Source organism: Pseudomonas sp. Z5-35 (assembly GCF_051131945.1).
In the GTDB taxonomy this organism is placed as follows: domain Bacteria; phylum Pseudomonadota; class Gammaproteobacteria; order Pseudomonadales; family Pseudomonadaceae; genus Aquipseudomonas; species Aquipseudomonas marvdashtae.
This window is the reverse complement of record NZ_CP071640.1, coordinates 3,013,206-3,036,353: the sequence shown is the minus strand read 5'-3', so window position 1 is coordinate 3,036,353 and position 23,148 is coordinate 3,013,206. Positions and strand designations below refer to the sequence as shown.

Here is a 23,148-nt window from a genome sequence, read left to right as displayed (position 1 = left end):
TTCATGGTTTGGCGATGGGACGGCTGAACAACGTTTCCAAGCGCGCCAGCGGTGGCCCGTCTTGTTCGCGATCATGCACCACGACCTGCACCCTCAGCAGATCGCCGCTGCGGGTCACCCGCTGTTCACAACTGAGTTTCAAGCGTCCTTGATCACAGCGCTGCATGGCGCTGTCCTTGTTCTTCACCCCGCGCAGACGCAGTTCGGCCAGGCTGTTCTGCGCCGCCAACAGCGCCACCGAGCGCTCGCGCAGTAGCGCGTTGCTCTGGCTCATTTGTCCACTGGCGCGTACCGCCGCCGACATCGCCACCGCCACGATCAGCAGCGCCACCAACACTTCGATCAGGGTAAAACCGCGTTGCCGGGGCACCTGTCTGGTCATGGTGATGAGCGTCGTCGGGGGAAATGGACTTCAGCCTAATGCCCGCACTTGACGGATTGCTGACCAAAGCTCCTGAGGATTTTTTATACCAGTGACATATGCGACTGGAACAATCCGCAGCGAATGGAAACCTCAACCCGCGCCGAACCAGGCGCCAGCCAAGGAGTGTCGAGATGGGTGTCGCGTCGTCTAACCGTCCCACACAAGGCCCTCGCCGGCAGCGAGGTTTTACCCTGATCGAAATCATGGTCGTGGTGGTCATCCTCGGAATTCTCGCCGCCATGGTCGTGCCCAAAGTCCTCGACCGGCCGGACCAGGCCAGGGCCACCGCGGCTCGCCAGGACGTCGCCGGGCTGATGCAGGCGCTCAAGCTGTTTCGCCTTGATCAAGGGCGCTACCCGACCATGAACGAAGGCCTCGCGGCCTTGGCGCAAAAGCCCGCCAACGCCACCAGCGCCAATTGGCGCGCTTACCTGGAGCGATTGCCCAAGGACCCTTGGGGCCGTGCCTACAATTACCTCAATCCAGGCACCAACGGCGAGGTTGATGTGTTTTCCCTCGGCGCCGATGGCCAGCCCGATGGCGAAGGCGTCAACGCTGATATCGGCTCCTGGCAGCTCTAGCCGTGGGGCATTCAGCGCAGCGCGGCATGGCGGTGATCAGCGCCTTGCTGGTGGCAACCGTGGTGGCGGTGATCGCCGCCGGCATGATCGCCCGGCAGACGCAGGTGACCCGCGGCGTGGAAAGCGAAAGCCAGCGGGTGCGCGGCGCCTGGCTGTCCAACGGGGTGCTGGAGTTGACCCGGCAAGCGCTGTGGCAGCAACGGCTGCGCGAACCCATGACGCGTTTGGACCAGGACTGGGCGCAGCCCATGCGCGGCGTGCGCCTGGGCTCTGAGAGCGGCGTGTTCGATGGCCGCATCAGCGATGAGCAAAGCAAATTCAACCTGCGCAACCTGGTCCTGGACGGGCAGCTCGACACGCTGGAATCCGCTGTGTTCGAACGCCTTTGCGCCGAACTGGGCGTGCCGCTTGCACAGGCCAATCGCATCGTTCAGCGCGTGATCGAGGCCTACCCCAGGCGCTTGCAACCTGCTTCGCAAAGCACCGGCGCGGGAACGGAATTCGATAGCGGCCGCCTGACGTCACCCGACGCCGACAGCCGTCCGCTGCCCGCTACCCGGCCTATGTTGCGCCACTTCGATGACTTGGCCGGCTTGCCGGGTATCGACCCCGCCGCCCTTGAGCGCTTGCGCCCCTTTGTCACGGTGCTGCCAGCGATCACCTGGGTGAACGGCAACACCACCACCGCCCAAGTCCTGGCCGCGCGGGTGCCCGGCATGAGCGTGGCCCAGGCGCAAGCGCTGATCGCCGAGCGCGACCGTGGCCAGTGGTTCATTAACAGCGGGGATTACCTCAACCGCTTGCGTGTACCGCAGATGAGCACTGAGCAACTGCGCCTGGGCATCACCAGCGAGTGGTTTCTATTGCGCGGGCAATCCACCGTCGAGCAGCGCCAGTTCAGCGTCCAGGCGCTGTTTTATCGCGGTGAGCTGAACCGGCCCCGAGTGATCTGGTCGCGGGTGGGCGCATGATTGCCTTGCTGCGGGTGGCCCTGGCGCCGTTGGCGCAGTTGAGCGCCGACAGCCTGTTGGATTGCGCCTGGCTCGACCGCAAGGGCGCGCTGGTCAAGCAGGGTCGACAGTCTTTGCGCGAGCTGAGCAGCGCGGCCCAAGGCCAGGCGTTGGAGCTCTGTTTGCATCCCCAGGACAGCTTGCTGGCCTGCGTCGAACTGCCCCCGCTGCCACCTGCGCGCCTGGGCGATGCGGTGCGTTGCGCGGCAGATAATCTGCTGCTGGGCAGCGACGACACCGTTCACTTGGTACACGGGCCTCGCGACATGGGCGGCCAGGTGCAATTGGCTTGGTTTGACCGGGCGGCCCTGCTGGGTCTTTCGCAGTTGTTGCAAACGCTCAAGTTGCAGCCGCGCGGCCTGTACGCGGCGCCGTGCTTTTTATCGTTGGCCGAGGCCGGCGAGTGCACGGCAACTCGGATGGAAGATCATTTGCTGGTCCGCGAGGACCTTCAGCGCGCCTGGGTTCATCCCTTGATGGAAGAAGGGCTCGAGCAATTGCGCGAAAGGACGGTGCGTTGGGTCGGCGCGGGGCCAGAAAGCTTGGCAGGCGTCGATCCATTGCCGGCAGAACAGCGCTGGATCGGTCCGGTGCCCGCGTGGAGTTTGCTCAGCGGCATCGAGCAAAACCCACGGGGCAATCAGCGCTGGGGCCGCGCCGTCGCCTGTTGCGCGGTGGCGGCGTTGATTTGGAGCTTGGGCCTCAATCTGTACGCCATGCGGCTGGCCGATGAGGGCCAAGCCATCAAGAGACAGATGGTCAGTCGGGTGCAGCAGGTTTTCCCCGAGTTGCCGGTGGTTCTCAATCCCTTGCAACAGGCGCGTCAGCAACGCGATGCGCGACGCGACGGGGCGCTGGCCGAAGGACCGGTCAGCTTCGCGGTCCTGGTGCAGCAGGCGGCTGGGCAATTGCCATTCATGGCGGGCGCCGTCGACACGCTCGACTTCGATGGCACGGAGTTGCACCTGACCCCGCGCGCGCCGGCCCGCAAACCCCCTGCCGAGAGCAGTTGGCAAGCCAGCCTGGCGCAAGCCGGCATACAAGCGGACCTGGCCAACGGGCAGTGGACCCTTAAGCGTCTGCCAGCGGACGCCAAGACGACGTCCGTCGCGGAGGCCGCGGATGAATAGCCTTGCCCGCTATCGCGCTCGCTGGCAGGCGCAGCGCGCCAGCGCACAACAGTTCTGGCAACGCAGCAGCGCCCGGGATAAACGCATCTTGCGCGTCGCCGCCGTGGTGTTGCCGGTGATGGTGCTGTGGTACGGCCTGATCCAGCCACCGCTGCAACGCATCGATCATTGGCAGGCCGAACTGCCGCGCCTGCGTTCCCAGGCGGCAGCGCTGGAATCGGTGCTGGGCGAGGTGCAAGGCGCCGGCGTGCCGCCCGGCGCGATCACCCCGCAGGTTTTGCATGAGCGTTTGGATGGCATCGGCCTCGCGGGCGCCTACCGCCTGGAGAACAACGCCGAGGGTGAGGTCATGACATGGCGGCTGACACTCGATAACGCGCCGGCCGACGCCGTGTTGAACTGGTTATTGGACGACGCACCCAGGCTCGGCCTGCGGGTGCGCGACGCTCATTTGCAACGTGCAACAACGCAAAGTACTGAGACGGCCGCGCGGATTTCCGGGGTCGTCGGCATGGAACAGGCGCCAGGCGCTAAGGACTCTTCATGAAGCGGTTTGGTACGTACGCGTCAACATTTCCCTTGGCGCTGCTGCTCAGTGCCTGTAGCCAATGGGGCGGCGAGCAACCACAGCCCATTGCCGCGCAAAGCGAACTCGGCCAGCCCCTGGCGCAGACCGGCAGCGGCGATGCACTGGTGGAGCGCCAGCGAGCCCAGGCCCAGGTGCAAGAGCAGCGGCAGCGGCAGGTCAACAAGGCACCGTTGCGCTCGAGCCCACGTTCTTCCGCCGACGCTGCGGCGGTGGCCGGCAACGGCTTGGGCAAGCAGCCGGTGCAGTTGAATTTTGTCGAGGCCGACATTCCCGCCGTGGTGCGAGCTTTATCCCGGGCAACCGGTCGCCAGTTCCTGGTGGACCCGCGCGTAAAAGGCCAACTGACCCTGGTGTCCGAAGGCGAAGTGCCGGCCCATACCGCCTACGACATGCTGCTGGCGGCCCTGCGCATGCAAGGCTTTGCCGTGGTCGAAGTGGAGGGCGTCAGCCAGGTGGTGCCTGAGGCCGATGCCAAGTTGTTGGGCGGCCCGGTGGGGGACGCCGATCGGCCGGCGGGCAATGGCATGATCACGCGGACCTATCGCCTTCAATACGAAAACGCGGTCAACCTGATTCCGGTGCTGCGGCCTATCGTGTCGGCCAACAACCCCATCAATGCCTACCCTGGCAACAACACGGTGGTGGTCACCGACTACGCGGAAAACCTCAGGCGCGTGGCGCAGATCATCGCCAACATCGACATTCCCGGGGCCATCGACACCGATGTGGTGCCGGTGCAGAACGGGATTGCGGTCGACATCGCGACGATGGTCTCCGAGTTGCTGGACGTGCAGGGTGCCGATGCCACGCAAAAGGTCTCGGTGATTGGCGACCCACGGTCCAACAGCATCATCCTGCGCACCGGCAGCCCCGAGCGAACCGAATTGGCCCGCCAGCTGATCTACAAGCTCGACAACGCGCAGAACAACCCGAGCAATCTTCACGTGGTGTACCTGCGCAACGCCCAGGCCAACAAGTTGGCGCAGGCGTTGCGCGGCCTGCTCACCGGTGAAGGGGAAATGGCCGGTGCGTCCACTGACGGCGCACGAGCCCTGTTAAGTGGCGGTGGCCTGGGTGGCCAATCGGGTAACAGTAGCGCTGGCAACGGCAACAGTTCCTCGAGCAGCGGCGCCAGCTCGCAAAACAGCAACGGCCAGGGCGCCGGTCTGCAAATGCCGAGTGGTCAAAGCGGCCAGAGCGGCCATCAGTCCGGCGAAAGCGCGGTGGCGTTTTCCGCCAATGGCGTCACCGTGCAGGCCGATACCACCACCAACACTTTGCTGATTTCCGCCCCCGACCCGTTGTATCGCAACCTGCGGGAGGTCATCGACCTGCTCGACCAGCGCCGAGCCCAGGTGGTGATCGAAAGCCTGATCGTCGAAGTCAGTGAAGACGATGCCAGCGCATTCGGCATCCAATGGCAGGCCGGCGACCTTGCCGGCAATGGCTGGATCGGCGGCGCCAACCTGGGCGGCGCCGGCATCAATACATCAGCTAAGAACAGTATCGATGCGCTGCCCGGTGGCCTGAGCATCGGCAAGGTCTCGGGCACCGTGAATATTCCGGGCATCGGCCAAGTGTTGGATCTGAAAGTGCTGGCCCGCGCGCTGAAGAGCAAGGGCGGTACCAACGTGCTGTCCACCCCCAATCTGCTGACGCTGGACAACGAAGCGGCGAGCATTTTCGTCGGCCAGACCATCCCGTTCGTCACGGGCAACTATGTGACCAATGGCGGCGGCAACAGCAACAACCCGTTCCAGACCATCGAACGCGAGGAAGTAGGCCTGCGCCTGAACGTGCGTCCGCAGATCTCCGAAGGCGGCACGGTCAAGCTGGACATCTACCAGGAAGTCAGCAGCGTGGACCCGCGCGCGTCCAGCGACGCCGGCACGGTGACCAACAAGCGCGCCATCGACACCAGCATCCTGCTGGACGATGGGCAGATCATGGTACTGGGCGGCTTGCTCCAGGATGGTTTCACCGAGAGCTCCGATGCCATTCCGGGGCTGGGCAGTATCCCCGGTATCGGCGCGCTGTTTCGCAGCGACAGCCGTTCGCGGACCAAGACCAACCTGATGGTATTCCTGCGCCCGTACATCATCCGCGACAACAATGTCGGACGCAGTATTACCCTCAATCGCTATGACTTTATCCGTCGCGCCCAAGGCAATCTGCAGCCAACCCACAAATGGCCGCTTACCGATATGCAGGCGCCGCAGTTGCCGCCCGCCGAGCAGGCGATGCCGCTCAACGTGCCGTCACGCAATCCAGCGCCGCTCAATCAGGTGCCCCGCGCAGCCATCCGCGCCGTGCCGCTGGAAACAGGCAGGCAGCCATGAACCCTGCGCAACCAACCCGCCAGGGCGCGTTGCCCTACGCCTGGGCCAAGGCCCAACGGCTGTTGCTCAAGGCTGGCGAGGAGGGCGATGTGCTGCTGGTCAGCGCCGCAACGCCCGGCTGGGCCATCAACGAAGTCCGTCGCCGTTATGGCTTCACCGCCTTGCAACGCATACGCGACGATGAGTTGGAAGCGCTGCTGACCAGCGCCTACGCCGATACCGGCAGCGCCGCCGCGATCGTCGGCGCGGCGGAAAATGAAGTCGACCTGGACCGGCTGATGCAGGACATCCCGGAAGTCGCCGACCTGCTGGACAGCGAAGGTGGCGCCCCGGTGATCCGCATGATCAACGCGTTGCTGACCCAGGCGGCGCGGGATGAAGCCAGCGACATTCATATCGAGCCGTTCGAAACTCATTCCGTGGTGCGCTACCGCGTCGATGGCGCCTTGCGCGATGTAGTCGCCCCGCGCAAGGCCCTGCATGCGGCGCTGGTGTCGCGGATCAAGATCATGGCGCAGTTGGATATCGCCGAGAAACGCTTGCCCCAAGACGGCCGCATCGCCCTGCGTGTCGCCGGGCGGCCGATTGACGTGCGGGTGTCCACCGTGCCCACCGGCCACGGCGAGCGCGTGGTGATGCGTCTGCTGGACAAACAGGCCGGGCGGTTACAGCTGGAAACCTTGGGCATGGCGCCCGCCGTGCTCACTCAACTGGACCAACTGATCCGCCAACCCCACGGCATCGTGCTCGTCACCGGCCCCACCGGCAGCGGCAAGACCACCACGCTCTATGCCGCCCTGGCCCGTCTGGATGCCAGTACCAGCAACATTCTCACTGTCGAAGACCCGGTGGAATACGATTTGCCGGGCATCAGCCAGATCCAGGTCAACAGCCGGATCGACATGAGCTTCGGCCTGGCCCTGCGCGCCATCCTGCGCCAGGACCCGGACGTGATCATGATCGGCGAAATCCGCGATCAGGAAACCGCCCAGATTGCAGTCCAGGCCTCGTTGACCGGGCACTTGGTCTTGGCGACTTTGCACACCAACGACGCCGTGTCGGCGGTGACCCGGCTGACCGATATCGGCGTGGAACCCTTCCTGTTGGCGTCGTCACTGCTCGGCGTCCTCGCGCAACGCCTGGTGCGGCGCTTGTGTCCGGAATGCAAGCAGCCTGACGAGGCGATGCCGGGGCAATGGCGTCCCCACGGCTGCCCGCGCTGCAATCACACCGGCTACAGCGGTCGTACCGGCATCCACGAGTTGTTCGTGGTGGACGACGAGGTGCGCCGGCTGATCCACCAGGGTGAAGGCGAACAGGCGTTGCGCATTTGTGCGCGGCAGGCCGGCATGTCGAGCATGCGCGAGGACGGCGAGCGGTGGGTGACGAGTGGCTCCACCGCCCGCGAAGAAATCCTGCGCGTGACCCGGGACGCCTGATGAATCGCTACCGTTTCGAGGCGGCCGATGCCTCCGGGAAAATCCAACAAGGCGTGCTGGAAGCCGACAGCCAGCGCAGTGCGATGGGTGAACTGCGTGGCCGTGGGTTAACGCCGTTGCGCATCGATGAACAGCAAGCAATCAACAGCGCCAGTGCGCCCGGTATGTTCAGCCCCAAGCTGTCCGACGGCGATCTAGCCTGGGCCACCCGCCAATTGGCGAGCCTGCTGGGCGCCAGCTTGCCGTTGGAAGCGGCCCTGTCGGCAACCGTTGACCAGGCCGAGAAGCGCCACATCGCCGAGACCCTGGGCGCGGTGCGTGGCGACGTGCGCAATGGCATGCGCCTGGCCGATGCGCTCGCCGCACGACCACGGGATTTTCCCGAGATTTACCGGGCGATGATTGCCGCTGGCGAAGAATCCGGCGACCTTGCCCAGGTGATGGAACGCCTGGCCGACTACATCGAAGAACGCAATAACCTGCGAGGCAAGATCCTCACGGCGTTCATCTACCCGGCGGTGGTGGGCGTGGTCTCCATCGTCATCGTGATTTTCCTGCTGGGTTTCGTGGTGCCGCAGGTGGTCAGCGCCTTTTCCCAGGCGCGCCAGGACCTGCCAACCCTGACCCGAGTGATGCTGCAGGCCAGCGATTTCCTGCGCGCGTGGGGCTGGGCCTGCTTCGCCGGACTCGCCGGCTGCTGGTGGGGGTGGCGTCGCTATTTGCGTAACGCCGAGGCACGCCTGGCCTGGCATAGCCGGGTGTTGCGGCTTCCGCTGATTGGCCGCTTCGTGCTCGGGGTGAACACGGCGCGTTTCGCCTCGACCCTGGCGATTCTCGGCAGCGCCGGCGTGCCGCTGTTGCGCGCCCTGGACGCCGCCGGGCAGACGCTGGCCAACGATCGCCTGGGTCATTGCGTGGCCGATGCGACGCTGCGGGTACGCGAAGGCGTGGGCCTTGCCAACGCGCTGCGAGTCGGCAAGGTGTTCCCGCCCATCCTGATCCACCTGATCGCCAGCGGCGAAAAAACCGGTAACTTGCCGCCCATGCTCGAGCGCGCCGCGCAAACCCTGTCCCGCGACATCGAACGGCGGGCCATGGGCATGACGGCGCTGTTGGAGCCGCTGATGATCGTGATCATGGGTGGCGTCGTGCTGACTATCGTCATGGCTGTCCTGCTGCCGATCATCGAGATCAATCAGCTGGTGCAATGAAACCTGCGTAACCCACACCAGAGCGCCACTCGGGTTCATCCGTCCGACATGTACGGCGCGCCAAGCTACGGCCCACGGGGGAGGGCATGCCATGGCGTTTCGCTCCTGCCGCGAAAGCTGGGCGAAATGTCAGGAAGGTGTCGGTAACTCCCGAGAATATTTAGGAAAAACAGCACCGAACACCCGAGATTTTTTCCTTTCTCTGTCACCGGAAGTTGAGAGCTTCTACGCCGTGGCCACCCCTTTTAAAGAGCGCTGGAAATCTGCTCGGGGCAGCGGTCGCGATGAGAAGCACAAGCGAACTACCAACGTCCAGACACGATGAAAGGAGATTCTTCATGTTCAAGCGCAACGTTCTTGCTGTTTCCATGGCCGTCGCCGGCCTTTGCTCCGCCCAGGCCATGGCCGCTGTCGTCGGTGGCGGTGCCACTCTGCCGCAGAACCTGTACGGCGTGCCTCCAACCGGTGGCGTCGCGGCTCCCGTCGGCATCCTCAACGGCCCTGCGCCACAACCGGCCTTCGCCAACTACGTGGGCGTGGGCAGCGGCGGCGGCAAGTCCGCTTTCCTGACCAACAACTCCGACGTGCTGGTCTGGAACCTGGACGGCAACTCGGCCACCGCCCTGGAAAAGGTCTACGTTCCGGCCGTGAGCGTTGACTACGCCGGTAGCGACTCGATCCTGTCCAGCGCTGAACTGACCACCTATCGCGCCGCTCACCAGTCGCCCGCCGTGCCGACCGGCAACGCCGCCAACTGGGGTCCGATCATCCAGATTCCTGCCGAAGCCACTTCGGTCACCGTTCCATACAAACTCACGTTGGCCAACGGCACCGCCGTCAACAACCTGAACCTGACCAGCGCCCAGTTGTGCAACATTTTCTCGGGTACTGTCACCACTTGGAACCAGGTCAACAGCGCTTATCCAACCACCCCGATCAAGGTCTACTACCGCGCCGGCAGCAGCGGCACCAGCGAGATCTTCACCCGTCACTTGAACAGCCAGTGCCCGACCAGGTTCACCACCAACGGCACCTTCACCACAGCCGTCGGCACCGTTCCGGCAAACGCCACTGCCGTGTCCGGCAGCACTGCGATGGCCAGCACCGTGCTTTCCACCGAAGGCGCCATCGGCTACGTCGGTCCGGAAGACGTCAACGCCAGCAGCAACGCCGTGGTCGCTCGCGTCAACGGCAACCTGCCCACCGTCGGCAACGTGACGACCGCCCTGAGCACCATCGCTCCGCCAGCCGCTGCTGATCGCGGCCTGCCGGAAAACTGGGCCAAGGTCCTGCCTAACCCGACGACGGGCTACAGCATCGTTGGCTACACCTTCATGGTGTTCAACCAGTGCTACAAAGACAGCACCGACACCTCAGCCGTACGTGACTTCATCGGTCGCCACTACACCCTGTCCGATGCCAACAACAACGACGATGAAATCATCGCCGCCAAGCTGATTCCAATCACCGACACTTGGAAAACGGCCATTCGCAGCACCTTCTGGACCGCCACCAACTCGCTGTCGGTGGGTAACACCACTGCTTGCAACGGCATTGGTCGTCCGCAATAAGCCCTGATCAGGGTCCGCTTCATGAACCGGCAACAGCCTCGCGCTGTTGCCGGTTTTTCGTTTCAGACAACCGCCCGGCAGATGAACATTGCATGACAAAAGTTCGGTCGCGATGGCGTCAACCTGCCTTGGGATTAGTCATTTGCGCGCCTCGTCCAGAGGGCGCTACCGAATTCGCCCTGCGTAAAAAGGATCCGTAGTGATGCGTCGCCGCCCACAGAAAGCCACTCGCCGTAATGCTGAATCCACCGCTGTGCTGTGCCTCAAGCCCTTGGCCCAGGCCATTGCCTTGTTACTGCTGGCCAACCCCGCGTACGCAGCGACCAGTTTCAGTTCGGCCTGGTTCGCGGCCAAGGGCGCGGCTCCGGCGGGCCCGGCCAGCCCCAGCGCGCCGCGCCCTGGAACGCCTCCACCGCTGGCGCAGCAGCAACGGGTGCAGCAGCAGTTGGGCCGTTCGCTGGCGAACATGAACAGCACGGTGGCGGCGATTGCGGCCAGCCAGGCTGCCCAGGCGGCTGGGCGTGCGGCGACCTTTGGCGCACCGCAAACCATCCATAACGGTTTGGGTGGCAATGGCCTGAACGCGGTGATTGGTCCGGACGGCAAGCCGCTGTTCGTCAACGCCAATGGCCCGGTACAGACCGATGCCAATGGCAAGGTCGTGGTGACCGTCAAGCAGACCGCCGACAAGGCAATCCTCAACTGGGACACGTTCAATATCGGCCGTGACACCACCCTGGCGTTTCAACAGGACGCCAGTTGGGCGGCGTTGAATAAAGTCAACAACAGCACCGCGCCGAGCCAGATCCAGGGCCAGATCAAGGCCGACGGCACGGTGATGATCCTCAACAGCAACGGTGTAGTGTTCAGCGGCAGCAGCCAGGTCAACGTGCGTAACCTGGTGGCGGCCGCCACGGATTTCAGCGACGAGCAATTCAAGACCGGTGGCCTCTACAACGCCAGCGCCGCAAGTTTCACCAACGCCCAAGGCGCGATTCGGGTGGAAAAGGGCGCGCAGATTTCCACGGCCGCCCCAAGCAAATCGACCGCCGGTGGCGGCTATGTGTTGTTGCTGGGCAAGACCGTCGACAATGCCGGCACCATCAGTACCCAGCGCGGACAAACCGTGCTGGCGGCCGGTGACAGCTTCACGATCAAAAAGGGCTTCGCCAGCGACGGCAACTCGACTTCAACCACCCGCGGCAATGAGGTCATCGCCCATCAACTAGGCGGCACGGGCGCCGGGCAGGTGAGCAACACGGGGCTGCTAATGGCGGCCAGCGGCGACGTGACCCTGACCGGCAACCAGGTGCGGCAAAACGGCGTGGCCGTCGCCAGCACCTCGGCGGACACCCGTGGCACGCTGCATCTGACCGCGCGCGGTAGCGAGGCCAACGTGACCCTGGGCGAAGGCAGCACCACGGCGATCCTGTTGGATGCCAGCGCCACGGCCCTGGACAGTCAGCGCGACAGCTTGTTGAAACCAGTCGTCAGCCAGGACGGCAAGGTGATCCCCGCCGACACCTACCGCCGCGACCTGTCGCTGGTGCGGATCGACAGCGCCGGCAGCGTCGACTTCCAGAAAGGCTCGATCACCCTCGCCACCGGCGGCCAGGTCGCGGTGAATGCCGGCACCCGCAGCCTGGTGCGCGACGGCGCGGTGATCGATGTGTCCGGCGCCACCGGGGTCAAGGTGGCGATGGAAGCGAACAGCATCAAGGTCAACATCCAGGGCAACGAGCAGCGTGATGCCGCCGGCAACCGTGATGAAGGTGCGTTGAATAACAACGATGTGTGGGTGGATACCCGCGAGCTGGTGTTCGTGCCGGCCGGCACCAACGGCTACGCCACCGATCGCTGGTACACCGCCGGTGGCTTGCTGGAAGTCAGCGGCTACCTCGGCACCCAGGGCCATAGCGCCGCCGAATGGATGGCCCAGGGCGGTACCGTGAGTTTTACCGGTAATGACTTGGTCACTCAGGCTGGCTCGCAGATCAATATGTCCGGCGGCACGCTGGACGTGCAAAGCGGCACGATCAAGCAAACCTGGCTCAGAGGCGCCGATGGCCGCTTGTATGAACTCAACAGTGCGCCCGGCGACAGGCTCTATACCGGCCTCTACAAAGGCTACGAAGACCATACCCAGCGCTGGGGGCAAACGAACTATTACTACAATCCCCTGATCGCCCCGCGCTCGCGCCAAGAAGCGGGCTACACCATTGGCCGCGACGCCGGCACGCTGGTGATTGGTACACGAAATGCGGTGCTCGAAGGCACACTCGCCAGCGACACCTTCCAGGGTGATCGCCAGACCCGCGCCGCCCAGGCCGGCCTGGATGGCTACCAGCAGTCGCAAAAAGCCGTGGCCCGGGGTGGGCAACTGGTGGTCGGCGCGTACGTGCCGTTCTACGTGAAGGAAAGCGGCACCGTGGAATATGCCCTTGGCGCCACGGCCGATACGCTAAAAAACGTCGTCATCGGCAAAGGCGCCGCAGGCGTTGCCAATGGCATCGACCTCGGCAGTGCCTTGCCGACGGATCGCCAGGGGAGGTTGTACCTGGACAGCAACCAGCTCAGCGGCTTCAAGCTGGGTGCGATCAAAGTAGCCGCCAGCGAAGGCATCAATGTCGAGGGGGCGTTGCAGGTAGCCCCGGCCGGCACCATCAGTCTGTTTGGCCCGAAAGTGGCCGTGAATGCTGACATCACCGCCCACGGCGGCGTCATTCAGGTGGGCAGGGATTTCGTTCAGGTCGATGGCTCGATGCCGGTGGCCGGCGCTTCCTCGATCACCGTGGGCAAAGGGGTGCGCCTGGACGCCAGTGGACTGTGGAGCAATCTGCAACTGGACCCTGCCGACATCAGCGCCTTGCCCTACCAGAACGGTGGCAGCATTGCCCTGAAGACCGGCGGCGCCCTCGTGCTGGGCGCCGGCAGTGTGCTGGATGTTTCTTCCGGCGCGGCCTTGCTCAATTCGGGCAAGTTGCAGGGCGGCAAGGGCGGCGATGTCAGCCTGAGCACCGTCACTGGGGAATTGAGCCTGGGCGGTGAGTTGCGTGGCCAGGGTGTAAAGGGCGGCGGCACCTTGCAATTTCATGCCGGTAAAGTGCTGATCAGCGACACCGCGACCTCGGCGGCGGGCACTTTGTTGCTCGATGGCGGTTTCTTCAAGAAAGGCTTTTCCGCCTACGACATCATTGGCAACGATGGCCTGGAGGTTGCCGAGGGCACCCGAGTCGACGTCACGTTGCCGGTGTATCGCCAAGGCCCGGCCGCCGCTGGGCTCGCCACCGGTGGTGCGCCTGGCAGCGCGCTGGAAACCTGGACGCCGCCGCTGTACCTCGAAGATGCCGCCAAGGGCGTGCTGACCCAACGCCAGGGCGCCGGCCTGTCGCTGCAAGCCGGCAGCCAGAATACCCGCCCAGGGAACGTTGCCACCGCGGACCTGCTGGTGGGCAAGTCGGCCGTGCTGAACGTCGATCCCGGGCAGGCGATCCGCTTGAGTGGGATCGGCCAAATCACCGTGGACGGCACATTGAATGCCTGGGGCGGTTCGATCACGGTCGGCTCCGCGCCTGGGCCGCAAGCGGCGGTCATACCGCCCAGTGACAACTTCAAGTCGATCTGGATCGGCGAGAACGCGGTCCTGGACGTAGCCGCTCGCGCCGCCACCGCCACGGGTGCCAGGGGCAACCCATACGGTTTCGTGCGTAACGGCGGAAGTATCGTCATCGGTGGTGAGATTGACCATGCGACGGGCGACGGTGGCGGTATCGGTAAATTCATCGTGGTGCGCGAAGGCGCGTTGCTCGACGCTTCGGGTGCCCAGGCGGTGCTGGATGACGCGGGGCAACGCCTTGTGGTTGCCAGCCATGGCGGCGACATCAGTTTTGGCTCGACCAGTGGGCTTTACCTGGACGGTCAGTTCAAGGCCGCCGCCGGCGGCGCCGGCGCGGCGGGCGGAAGCTTGTCGGTCGGGCTAGGGGCGACGGTTTATTTGAACAGCTCGGAATTGCCGGACAACCAGCGCAAGACCCGCGAACTGGTGATCGAGCAACACCGTTCCGCGACGGGCATGGCCGTCGGTAGCGCTCCCGAACAGGGCGCCGCCCTGTTGGAACACGGCTATGCACGGCTTGCGGTGGATCAGGTCGAGGCCGGCGGATTTGATACGTTGTCCCTCTTCAGTACCGGTCTGCTGACCTTCGATGGCAATGTCAACCTGACGATGGCCAATGCGCTTCAGCTCTACGCGGGTGCGTACGGCATGGCGGAGACAGCGGCGGCGGACTCGGTGGTCAAACTGCGCGGCCACTATGTGCGCTTGGCCGGCGCGCAAGATAGTACGACCGCCGGGGCGGACAACAGCAGCACCGGCATAGGGCTGGCGCCTTCGGCACAACCTGCTGCGGGAAAATTGCAGCTGACAGCGACCGGGCTCCTTGATATTCGCGACGCGGTGAGAATCGGTGGCAGCGGAACCCTGACGATGTCCCAAGGTGAAATTCGACAGGTCGACCGTCGCGGCTTTGCAGATCTGCAGCTCAACAGTCAGGGTGACATTCGGATGGCAAGCAGCCAGACCGATCATAAAATGTTACTCCGAACCCCTGGCGTCCTGGGCCTCACCGCCGCGCAGATCTACCCCGGCACCGGTGTGCAAGGGACACTGACTGCCAAGCGAATAGACATAGGCCGCAATGGCTCGGCGATCCCTTCGGTGCCTTACTCCGCGTTCGGCGAGTTGCGACTCGAAGCGGATGTCATCAATCAGGGCGGCATTCTGCGGGCGCCCTTGGGCAACCTGATCATCGGCCAGACGGTGCTGGAAACGGCGTCGCGTCCCGGCAGTGACGTGAACCTTTTGCCAGGCAGCCTGACCTCCGTCAGCGGCGCGGGGCTCGTCATGCCCTATGGCGGAACAGCGGATGGCAAATCCTACGTGTTCGATGGCGTGACGCTCGACAAGAGCCTGCTGCGGCCAGCCCTGAATGGCGTGCCAGGCAAGATCGATCTGGTGGGCGAGACCATGGACGTCGCGGCGGGAGCCGTGGTTGATGTGTCCGGCGGCGGTGAATTGACCGGCGCCGGTTTCATCTCGGGGCGTGGCGGCTCCACTGACGCGCGCTTCAACCCCTTGGTGCAGTTCGGCCCGGACGGTTTCCTGTTACCGGCACTGAGCAGCAACCCGGTCTACGCCATCGTTCCTGGCGTACAGACCGGCTATGCGCCCGTGGGCGGTGAAGCCGGCGCCGTCGCCCCCTTGGCCGGCCAACAGATTACCCTCGGTGCCGGCGTCCCCGGCTTGCCGGCCGGCACCTATACCTTGCTGCCCTCGACCTACGCGCTGCTGCCGGGTGCGTTTCGCATCGAGGTCAACGGCCTGGCCGGGCAGGGCGGGGTGGTGCCGACCCAGGCCATGCGTAACGGCTCCTGGGCAACGGCCGGTACCCTCGGCATTGCCGGCACCGGCGTACGCGACAGTCTGGCGAGCCAGGTGATCGTCACCGCGGCCGATACGCTGCGCCGCTATTCGCAGTACAACGAGACCAGCTTCAGTCAGTTCGCCCTGGCGGATGCCGCGCGCCTGGGCGTGCCCGCCGTCCTGCTGCCCCGGGATGCCAAGGCGTTCAACGTCACGTTCGAGCGCAACCAGAGTGACCAACCGAGCTTCAGTTTTGCCGGCAAACTGCTGAGCAAAGCAGCCAAAGAGGGTCGCGGCAGCACCACCTCACTCACGTTGGTCAGGGCCGGGGACCTGGAAATCATCAAGGCTGGACAGGTAGCCAACGCCGGATTGAACGGTGTAACCCTGACCGACGATGCGGTGAATGCCATCGGCGCCAGCAGCCTGTTCATCGGCGGTTATGCCTTGGCCCGCTATGGCCAGGGCGGTAACTTCCTTGAGTTCGGAAATGGCAATGGCTCCGTCGCCAAGACCCAAAACATCACCTTGCGCAGCGGCGCGACCTTGCGGGCGCCTGAAGTATTCCTGGTGACGTCGAGTCCGAAGGGCGGGATCACCGTGGAGCAAGGCGCGTCGATCAATACCCTGGGCATGGGCGCCGTGGCCCGTGACTCGCACGATGGCTATATCTATAGCCCCGGTCGCAACAGCGTGCTGGCCGTGTCCAATGGCTACCTGAACATGCTGGCGCCTTCAGCGCCTAACCCGCAGGAGCCAGATAGTGCCCCCGGCAGTATCCGCATCGGTGTATGCGATGGCGTCTGCACGGGCACCACCCGCCTGTATTCCGAGGGCACCATCGCCTCAGCCACGGACAATCGCTTCGAGCTGACGGATGCCGTGCGCTTTGGCACCCGTAACCTGACACTGGCGGTCGGCGGCATCAACGTCGGCAATGCCGACACCCTGGCTGACCTGGCGTCGCGCAATCTGTTGCCCAATGGCCTGACGCTCAACCAGCAGGTGCTTGACCGCCTGTTGCTCGGCGATACCAGCGCCGGCGCGCCGGCGCTCGAAACCCTGGTGCTGGGCGCTCGCGATTCGCTGAATTTCTATGGCAACGCCAGCCTCGATACCTTTGACGCGGCGACCGGCAAATCACGGCTCAAGGAGTTGGTGCTCACCACGCCCGCCATCTACGGCAAGGGCGAGGCGGGTGAAACCGCACGAATCCGCACCCGCGAGCTGATCTGGAACGGTGCGCAAAACGAGGCCGCCAGCATCGTGCGCGACAGTGCCGGTACCGGCGCGGGCAACCTGCAAATCGACGCCGAACGCATCGGTTTTGGCTATGCCCCGACCACCGAGCCCAAGGTGGTCAAGGCCTATGACCGACTGGCACTGGGATTTGCCAACGTCGATCTCAACGCCAGCGAACGCATCACCGCCAACCATAAGGGTGGCCTGCTGGTTTATCAGCGTCAGGGTGAATACATCACGGGCAAGGGCTTCCAGTACAGCGGCGGCAACTTGAACATCCTCACGCCGTTGATGACCGGCGAGGCCGGGTCGGTCAACCGGATCACCGCGGGCGGCAATATCCGTGTCAGCGCTCCGGCGGGCAGTCGCCTGCCGGTGGCCGGCGCCGATAGCTTGGGCGCCGAGCTGGCGTTGAACGGCAAGAATGTGCGGGTCGAAGGCACCGTGGTGCTACCCAGCGGCAAGCTGACCCTCAGCGCCGAGGATGAATTGACCCTCACCGATGCCGCGCGCCTCGACCTGGCCGGACGCAAAATCACCTTCAACGATGTCAGCAAGTATAGTTGGGGCGGTGACCTGATCCTCGAAAGCCGCAACGGCAATATCCGCCAGGCCGCCGGCTCGGTGATCGATCTCTCCGCCGTGAACAACCAGGCCGGCACCCTCAAGGCCACCGCACTGGCGGCGGCCGCCGGCAAGGTCGACCTGGCGGGCAGCGTGCTGGGCAGCAGCAGCGGTTACTACGATGCGGGCGGCACCGCCGTGCCCTACAAGGCCGGCAACGTGGACATTCGCGCCCAACGCCTGGGCGATGGCAGCCTGAGCGATGAGTTTGCCGCCCTCAACCAGCGCCTGAACCAGGGCCAGGTATTCGGCGGGCGCAGCTTCCAGCTCAAGCAGGGTGACCTGGTGATCGGCGATGGCCTCAAGGCCGGCGTGGTCAACGTGTCGGTGGACGGCGGCAAACTCACCGTCAATGGCACCGTGGACGCCAGCGGCGAGCGCGTGGGTTCCATCCGCCTGGCCGGCAAGCAAGGCTTGACCCTTGGCGGCAACGCCGTGCTCGATGCCCATGGCCGCGTGCTGCGGGTCGACAGCTACGGCCAGATCATCGATTCGCCGAACCGCGCCATGGTTGAGCTCAGTTCCGGAGATGGCCTGCTGACGCTGGCCGGTGGCGCGCGCATCGATTTGCGCCATGGCACCGCCGCTACGGTCGGCCACGACGGCAAGGCCCGTGGCACCCTGGAGCTGAATGCGCCACGCCTGGGCGGCGCCACGGCCGGCGACATCGCCATCGACGCCAGCGGCAACCTGAACATCCAGGGCGCCAAGCTGATCGCGCTCAATGGCGTGCAACGCTACGACGATGCCGCCTACGGCACCGACCCGGCGGCCAGTGGCCGGCCGTACCAAGTCATCAATCAGGATTACCTCAACGGTATCCATGACGACAACCGCGACTTTATCGACAATGTCTTGAACAACAATGCCTTACGCTACGGCAAGCTGGCGGGCCTCAACAATGCCGCCTATCGCAACGCTTTCCATCTGCGCCCCGGCGTCGAAATCGTCAGTGCCACCGCCGACGGCGATCTGGTGGTGCAGGGCGACCTGGACCTCTCCGGTTACCGCTACGCCAGCCTCAACCCACTGACGCCAAAGACTGGCGTGTACGGTTCCGGCGAAGTCGGCAGCCTGGTGCTGCGCGCTGGTGGCGACCTTAGCGTATATGGCAGCATCAACGACGGTTTTGCGCCTCCGCCGGCAACGCCGGATGACGATGGCTGGGTGCTGACGCCCGGCAAGGTGATGTTCAACGGTGATTTGATCGTGCCGCGAGCGGGCATTGAATTGCAGGACGGCACCACGTTCCTGTCCGGCGCGACCCTCAACTACGACCTGCCGCTGCAAGCCGTTACCCTGGCTGCGGGTACCCGCCTGCCCGTGGACGGCGAGTTGGCCGAAGCGATTTCACTGCCTGCCGGCACGGTGTTGGCGGCAGATATCCGTTATAGCGATGGCCGTGTGGCCTATGCCGCCGGTACACGCCTGACGGCCGATCTGACCGTGGCTCAAGGGATGGTCCTTGGAGGTGGTTCGGTGTTGATCGGCGATACCACTTTGACCGGGTTGGTCTGGCCAAAAGGTGTGGCCCTGCCCAGCCGTCCGGCAAGTTCGGTGACAGTGAACAGCCCTAGCACCGTGGTTCAGGCGGGCGCACTGCTCTTGCCTTTGGGCGCGCTGATACCCGCGGGTACCGACGTGAAGCTGGCCGCAGGCGTGGAAAAAATCAATCTGCGCGGCGGCGATGGCAAGGGCCGTAACTGGGCGGTAGCCCCGATGTTGGCCGAGGGCTCGCAGTCCTGGTCGTTGCGTGCCGTGGCTGGCGCCGATTTGCAGGCCGCTGATACCCGCCTGGCCAATCCTTATGCCGAGCATGGACGCTTCACGGTGGCCGACACTCACTATGGGATGCTGGCGAAGGCGGGTGGCTTGGTGTTGACCGATCAAGCCTCGCTCGACTATTACGGTGACTTGAGCTACTCCGGGCGGCCTGTCGCCGAGTTGGCTGACCTCTACGGCATAAGCGTCGACGAGTTCTGCGGGCAGGGGGCAGGGCTCTGTGTCGCTGCGGGGCGGACGCTGACCGAGCAAGCCTCGCTCGACTATTTCGGTGACCTGACTTATGTCGGGCGGCCGGTGGCGGAACTGGCGGACCTGTATGGCATGTCCGAGGACGAATTCTGTTCGCAAGCGCCCGGGTTATGCATCGGTGGGAGCGTTTACACCTACGTGGTGGGCACCAGCAGCTTCAGTGTTCTTCGTACCGGTACCGGCGATCTGGACCTGATCAGCGCGGGTGATTTCAGCATGCAATCGCTGTTTGGCATTTATACCGCGGGCACGTCGTCCTTGAGTCTGGCTGACTCGGCGGGCTACAACCTTGCGCGAGGCGTCTCGCTGAATAAAACCGGCCTGCCGACTGACTCGATTCTGGGGAACGGTGACAGCCCTTATGAGCGCTTGGTGGATGGCGGCGCAGACAGCCGATATCGCGCATGGTATCCAGACCATGGCGGTAACCTGCTGCTGTCGGTGGGCGGCGATTTGGCCGGTGACATCGTCGGCAGAAAACAAAGTACGCTCGTGACAGAAGATGCACCGCAGATGGAGAGCTCGGGGGTTGGGAATTGGTTGTGGCGCCAGGGCGATGGTGACGGTACGCCTACCGCCTGGTGGATTAACTTCGGCACTTATGTGCCCCATGGCACCGATCCGGTATTGAACGGTTTTACCGGTATCGGCACCTTGGGTGGCGGCAACGTGGATGTGCGAGTCGCAGGCGACGCGGGTATGTTGGCCCCCCGTGGAGAGCGAGGTGAGCAGAGCGCCAGTCGCAGCCAGGGGATCGTCTTGGCGGTCGGCTCGACCGGGCGCATGGTAGACGGTCAATTGAAGTTGACCGGTGGAGGTGACCTATTGCTGGCTATCGGCGGGGCCCTCAACCCTTCATTGGAGGCAAGGGCGTTTCTCGACTATGCTGGCCAGCCGGTAGATTCGCGCCATGACCTGAATGGCAGCTTTACGAACCTGCGAGGTTCGCTAAGGGCCAGTGCCGGTTCGTTTGGCGGCATGGAACTGATCAGCGGTCCGAATAAGAGTTCGCAGGATCCCCGAGAGATACGTGCCTACAACCCGTATGACGCAACGATGGCTAGCGCGACCGGTGGAGTGCTGCTGGTACCCGGTGACGCCACCGCCAGTCTGAATACCCGAGGCAATCTCGTGCTAGGCGCCGCGGTGGACCCGGGCCGTGCGCCTACACGAGCCGCCCAATCGGTGGATCTTGGCGGTGGGATCAAAGGCCCCGGATATTCCTGGTTCAGCCTGTGGACCGACCATACCGCTATCGATCTGTTTGCCGCCGGAGGGCACCTTACGCCTTCGACCCAAGGCGCAGAGCTTTCGGCTGGCGTCAATACCGCCACGCCTCGTAGCGGCATGGACTATTCGCAAACCGACGGGCGTTTCGTCTATCCGTCGATTTTGCGGGTAGCCGCGCCCTCAGGCAGCCTGTATTACGGGCCCTCATCACGTGGGGTAGGGGGCTTTGTGACCCCCTATTCCTTGATCCTGGCGCCTGGAAACCAGGCGCAGCTGGAGTTTCTCGCTGGGGATTCGATTTATGCGGGAGGCTACGCAATATCACCCACCCGTGCTCCGGCAAGCAGCCTGACGACCCCAGACAATCCTGCGTTCTATTACAAGGACAAATCGGGCGGGCTGCATGGCGATCTGGAAGGGGCGAGTGCAAGGAGTATCGGAATGGGCTTGTTCGCGTTTGGCGGTACCGGTGCAGACGGAAATTATCGAGGAGCCAATCAGCCAGTGCGCTTCTATGCGGTCACTGGCGATATCGTGGGTTTGCGCACGGGCGAAATGATTGCCTTCAGTTCCGGCCCAAGGGCTGGCGAGACGTGGTACGAGGGCGCCAGTCCCGCATGGATTATGGCGGGGCGGGATATCGTTAACAGTGGTGACATTGCGGGCACTTCACTGACGCAGTTTGAAAGCTCGCCCACCAGCACCGGCAACCTGTTCGTCCACGACGACCCCACCGACATCTCCGTTGTCTCCGCCGGCCGGGACATTCTCTACAGCACTTTCAATGTCGCCGGCCCCGGTACGCTGGAGATCAACGCCGGACGCAATATCCTGATGGAAGACCAGGCCGCGGTGACCAGCCTCGGTCCGGTGAAGTCCGGTGACAACCGCCCCGGCGCAAGCATCGTGATGCAAGCCGGCGTGGGCGCTGCCGGGCCGGATTACTTGGGCTTCGTGCGCCAATACCTGGATCCGGCCAACCTGGCGGACACTGGTGTCGGCCTGGCTCAACAGCCGGGCAAGGTGGCGAAAACCTATGAGGTCGAGTTGGCGGCCTGGCTGGCGTCGCGGTATGGCTTCAGCGGTGAGGCCGATCAGGCGCAGGCTTATTTCGCCGCGTTGCCGGCCGAGCAGCAGCGGGTGTTTGCTCGCGAGGTGTACTTCGCCGAACTGCGTGCCGGTGGTCGCGAGTACAACAACGCCAGCAGTCCTCGTTCCGGTAGCTACCTGCGCGGTCGCAACGCCATCGCCGCGCTGTTCCCGACCCACGACGTGGCCGGCAACCCGCTGGCTTACCAGGGCGATATCACGATGTTCGGCGGCGCCGGGGTGCACACCAACTTTGGTGGCGATATCCAGATGCTGACGCCTGGCGGGCAGCAGGTTTTTGGTATCGAAGGCGAAGCGCCACCGTCCAGTGCCGGGGTCATCACCCAAGGGGTTGGCGACATCCAGTTGTTCAGCAACGGCAGCGTGTTGCTGGGACAAAGCCGGATCATGACCACCTTTGGCGGCGACATCCTCGCCTGGTCCGCGACAGGGGATATCAACGCCGGTCGCGGTTCGAAAACCACCCTGGTGTACACACCGCCCAAGCGTGTCTACGACAATTGGGGCAACGTCACCCTGTCGCCGTCGGTGCCGAGCACTGGCGCCGGTATCGCCACGCTCAACCCTATTGCGGAGGTCGCACCGGGCGATATCGACCTGCTCGCGCCGCTCGGCACCATCGACGCGGGAGAGGCGGGTATCCGGGTCTCGGGCAATATCAACATCGCCGCCTTGCACGTGGTGAACGCGGCCAACATCCAGGTGCAAGGCAAGTCCAACGGCGTGCCGGTCAGCGCAGTGGTCAACACCGGCGCGCTGACCAACGCCAGTTCCGCCGCGGCGTCGGCCAGTGACGCGGCGGAAGGCGTGGCTCGCGAGCAACAGGCCGCCTCGCGCAACCGCATGCCGTCGGTGTTCAGCGTGCAGGTCCTGGGTTTTGGCAACGAGCGCCTGGCACCGTCACAGGAAGGCGCCAGCCGGGCACCGGATCATGAACCGAACAACAGCGTGCGGGTATTGGGCGCCGGACGGTTGGACGACCAGGCGCGTAATCAGTTGACCCCGGAGGAACAACGCAACCTGACGCTCTAACAACCGTCAACAAAGCTTGAGGGCGACAGGCAACTGTCGCCCTTTTTCATGGGTGCTCGGTCGCTGTCGGTAACCGTTCATGAAGATTCGATGACAAAAGTTCGGTAGTGGCAGGTGGCCGGGGTCAAGGTTGTGTGAAACGGCAACGGCGCAGGATCGC

The 23,148-nt window shown here is 64.2% G+C and carries 11 protein-coding genes; 10 read left to right on the top strand and 1 reads right to left on the bottom strand.

Annotation, left to right across the window (positions count from 1 at the left end; translation table 11 throughout):
- Nucleotide 1: 1 nt before the first annotated feature.
- On the bottom strand, nt 2–382 hold the full coding sequence (gene gspI, locus J3P95_RS13835; protein ID WP_434580928.1) for a type II secretion system minor pseudopilin GspI: 381 nt from the start codon (nt 380–382) through the stop codon (nt 2–4).
- A 173-nt stretch (nt 383–555) separates the two neighbouring features.
- Between gspI and gspG the strand changes: the two genes are divergently transcribed.
- The 10 genes from gspG (at nt 556) to J3P95_RS13785 (ending at nt 22,988) form a co-directional block, all read left to right on the top strand.
- Nucleotides 556–1,005 carry a type II secretion system major pseudopilin GspG gene (gene gspG / locus J3P95_RS13830; RefSeq protein ID WP_186610013.1) on the top strand — a complete coding sequence of 150 codons (450 nt, stop codon included), beginning with the start codon at nt 556–558 and terminating at the stop codon, nt 1,003–1,005.
- Entirely contained in the window at nt 993–1,976 is a 984-nt protein-coding gene (gene gspK / locus J3P95_RS13825; protein WP_434581203.1) for a type II secretion system minor pseudopilin GspK, read from the top strand. The genes gspG and gspK overlap by 13 nt, the downstream gene beginning before the upstream one ends.
- Nucleotides 1,973–3,145, top strand: coding sequence for a type II secretion system protein GspL (gene gspL / locus J3P95_RS13820; RefSeq protein WP_434580930.1), 1,173 nt, complete (start codon nt 1,973–1,975; stop codon nt 3,143–3,145). The genes gspK and gspL overlap by 4 nt, the downstream gene beginning before the upstream one ends.
- Nucleotides 3,138–3,692, top strand: coding sequence for a type II secretion system protein GspM (gene gspM / locus J3P95_RS13815; RefSeq protein WP_434557391.1), 555 nt, complete (start codon nt 3,138–3,140; stop codon nt 3,690–3,692). Before gspL ends, gspM begins: the two co-directional genes overlap by 8 nt.
- Nucleotides 3,689–6,073 carry a type II secretion system secretin GspD gene (gene gspD, locus J3P95_RS13810; protein WP_434557390.1) on the top strand — a complete coding sequence of 795 codons (2,385 nt, stop codon included), beginning with the start codon at nt 3,689–3,691 and terminating at the stop codon, nt 6,071–6,073. Before gspM ends, gspD begins: the two co-directional genes overlap by 4 nt.
- A complete protein-coding gene (gene gspE / locus J3P95_RS13805) occupies nt 6,070–7,512 on the top strand; it encodes a type II secretion system ATPase GspE (RefSeq protein WP_434557389.1) in 1,443 nt (480 codons plus the stop codon). The genes gspD and gspE overlap by 4 nt, the downstream gene beginning before the upstream one ends.
- Complete coding sequence (gene gspF, locus J3P95_RS13800) at nt 7,512–8,723, top strand: type II secretion system inner membrane protein GspF (protein WP_434557388.1); 1,212 nt, start codon at nt 7,512–7,514, stop codon at nt 8,721–8,723. The genes gspE and gspF overlap by 1 nt, the downstream gene beginning before the upstream one ends.
- A gap of 91 nt (nt 8,724–8,814) precedes the next feature.
- A complete protein-coding gene (locus J3P95_RS13795) occupies nt 8,815–9,048 on the top strand; it encodes a hypothetical protein (protein WP_434580933.1) in 234 nt (77 codons plus the stop codon).
- 13 nt (nt 9,049–9,061) lie between these two features.
- Nucleotides 9,062–10,294 (top strand): substrate-binding domain-containing protein, encoded by a 1,233-nt coding sequence (locus J3P95_RS13790; RefSeq protein WP_434557386.1) that lies wholly within the window; start codon nt 9,062–9,064, stop codon nt 10,292–10,294.
- 202 nt (nt 10,295–10,496) lie between these two features.
- Nucleotides 10,497–22,988: a filamentous haemagglutinin family protein gene (locus J3P95_RS13785; RefSeq protein WP_434557385.1), complete on the top strand. Its 12,492-nt coding sequence runs from the start codon at nt 10,497–10,499 to the stop codon at nt 22,986–22,988.
- Nucleotides 22,989–23,148 lie beyond the last annotated feature (160 nt).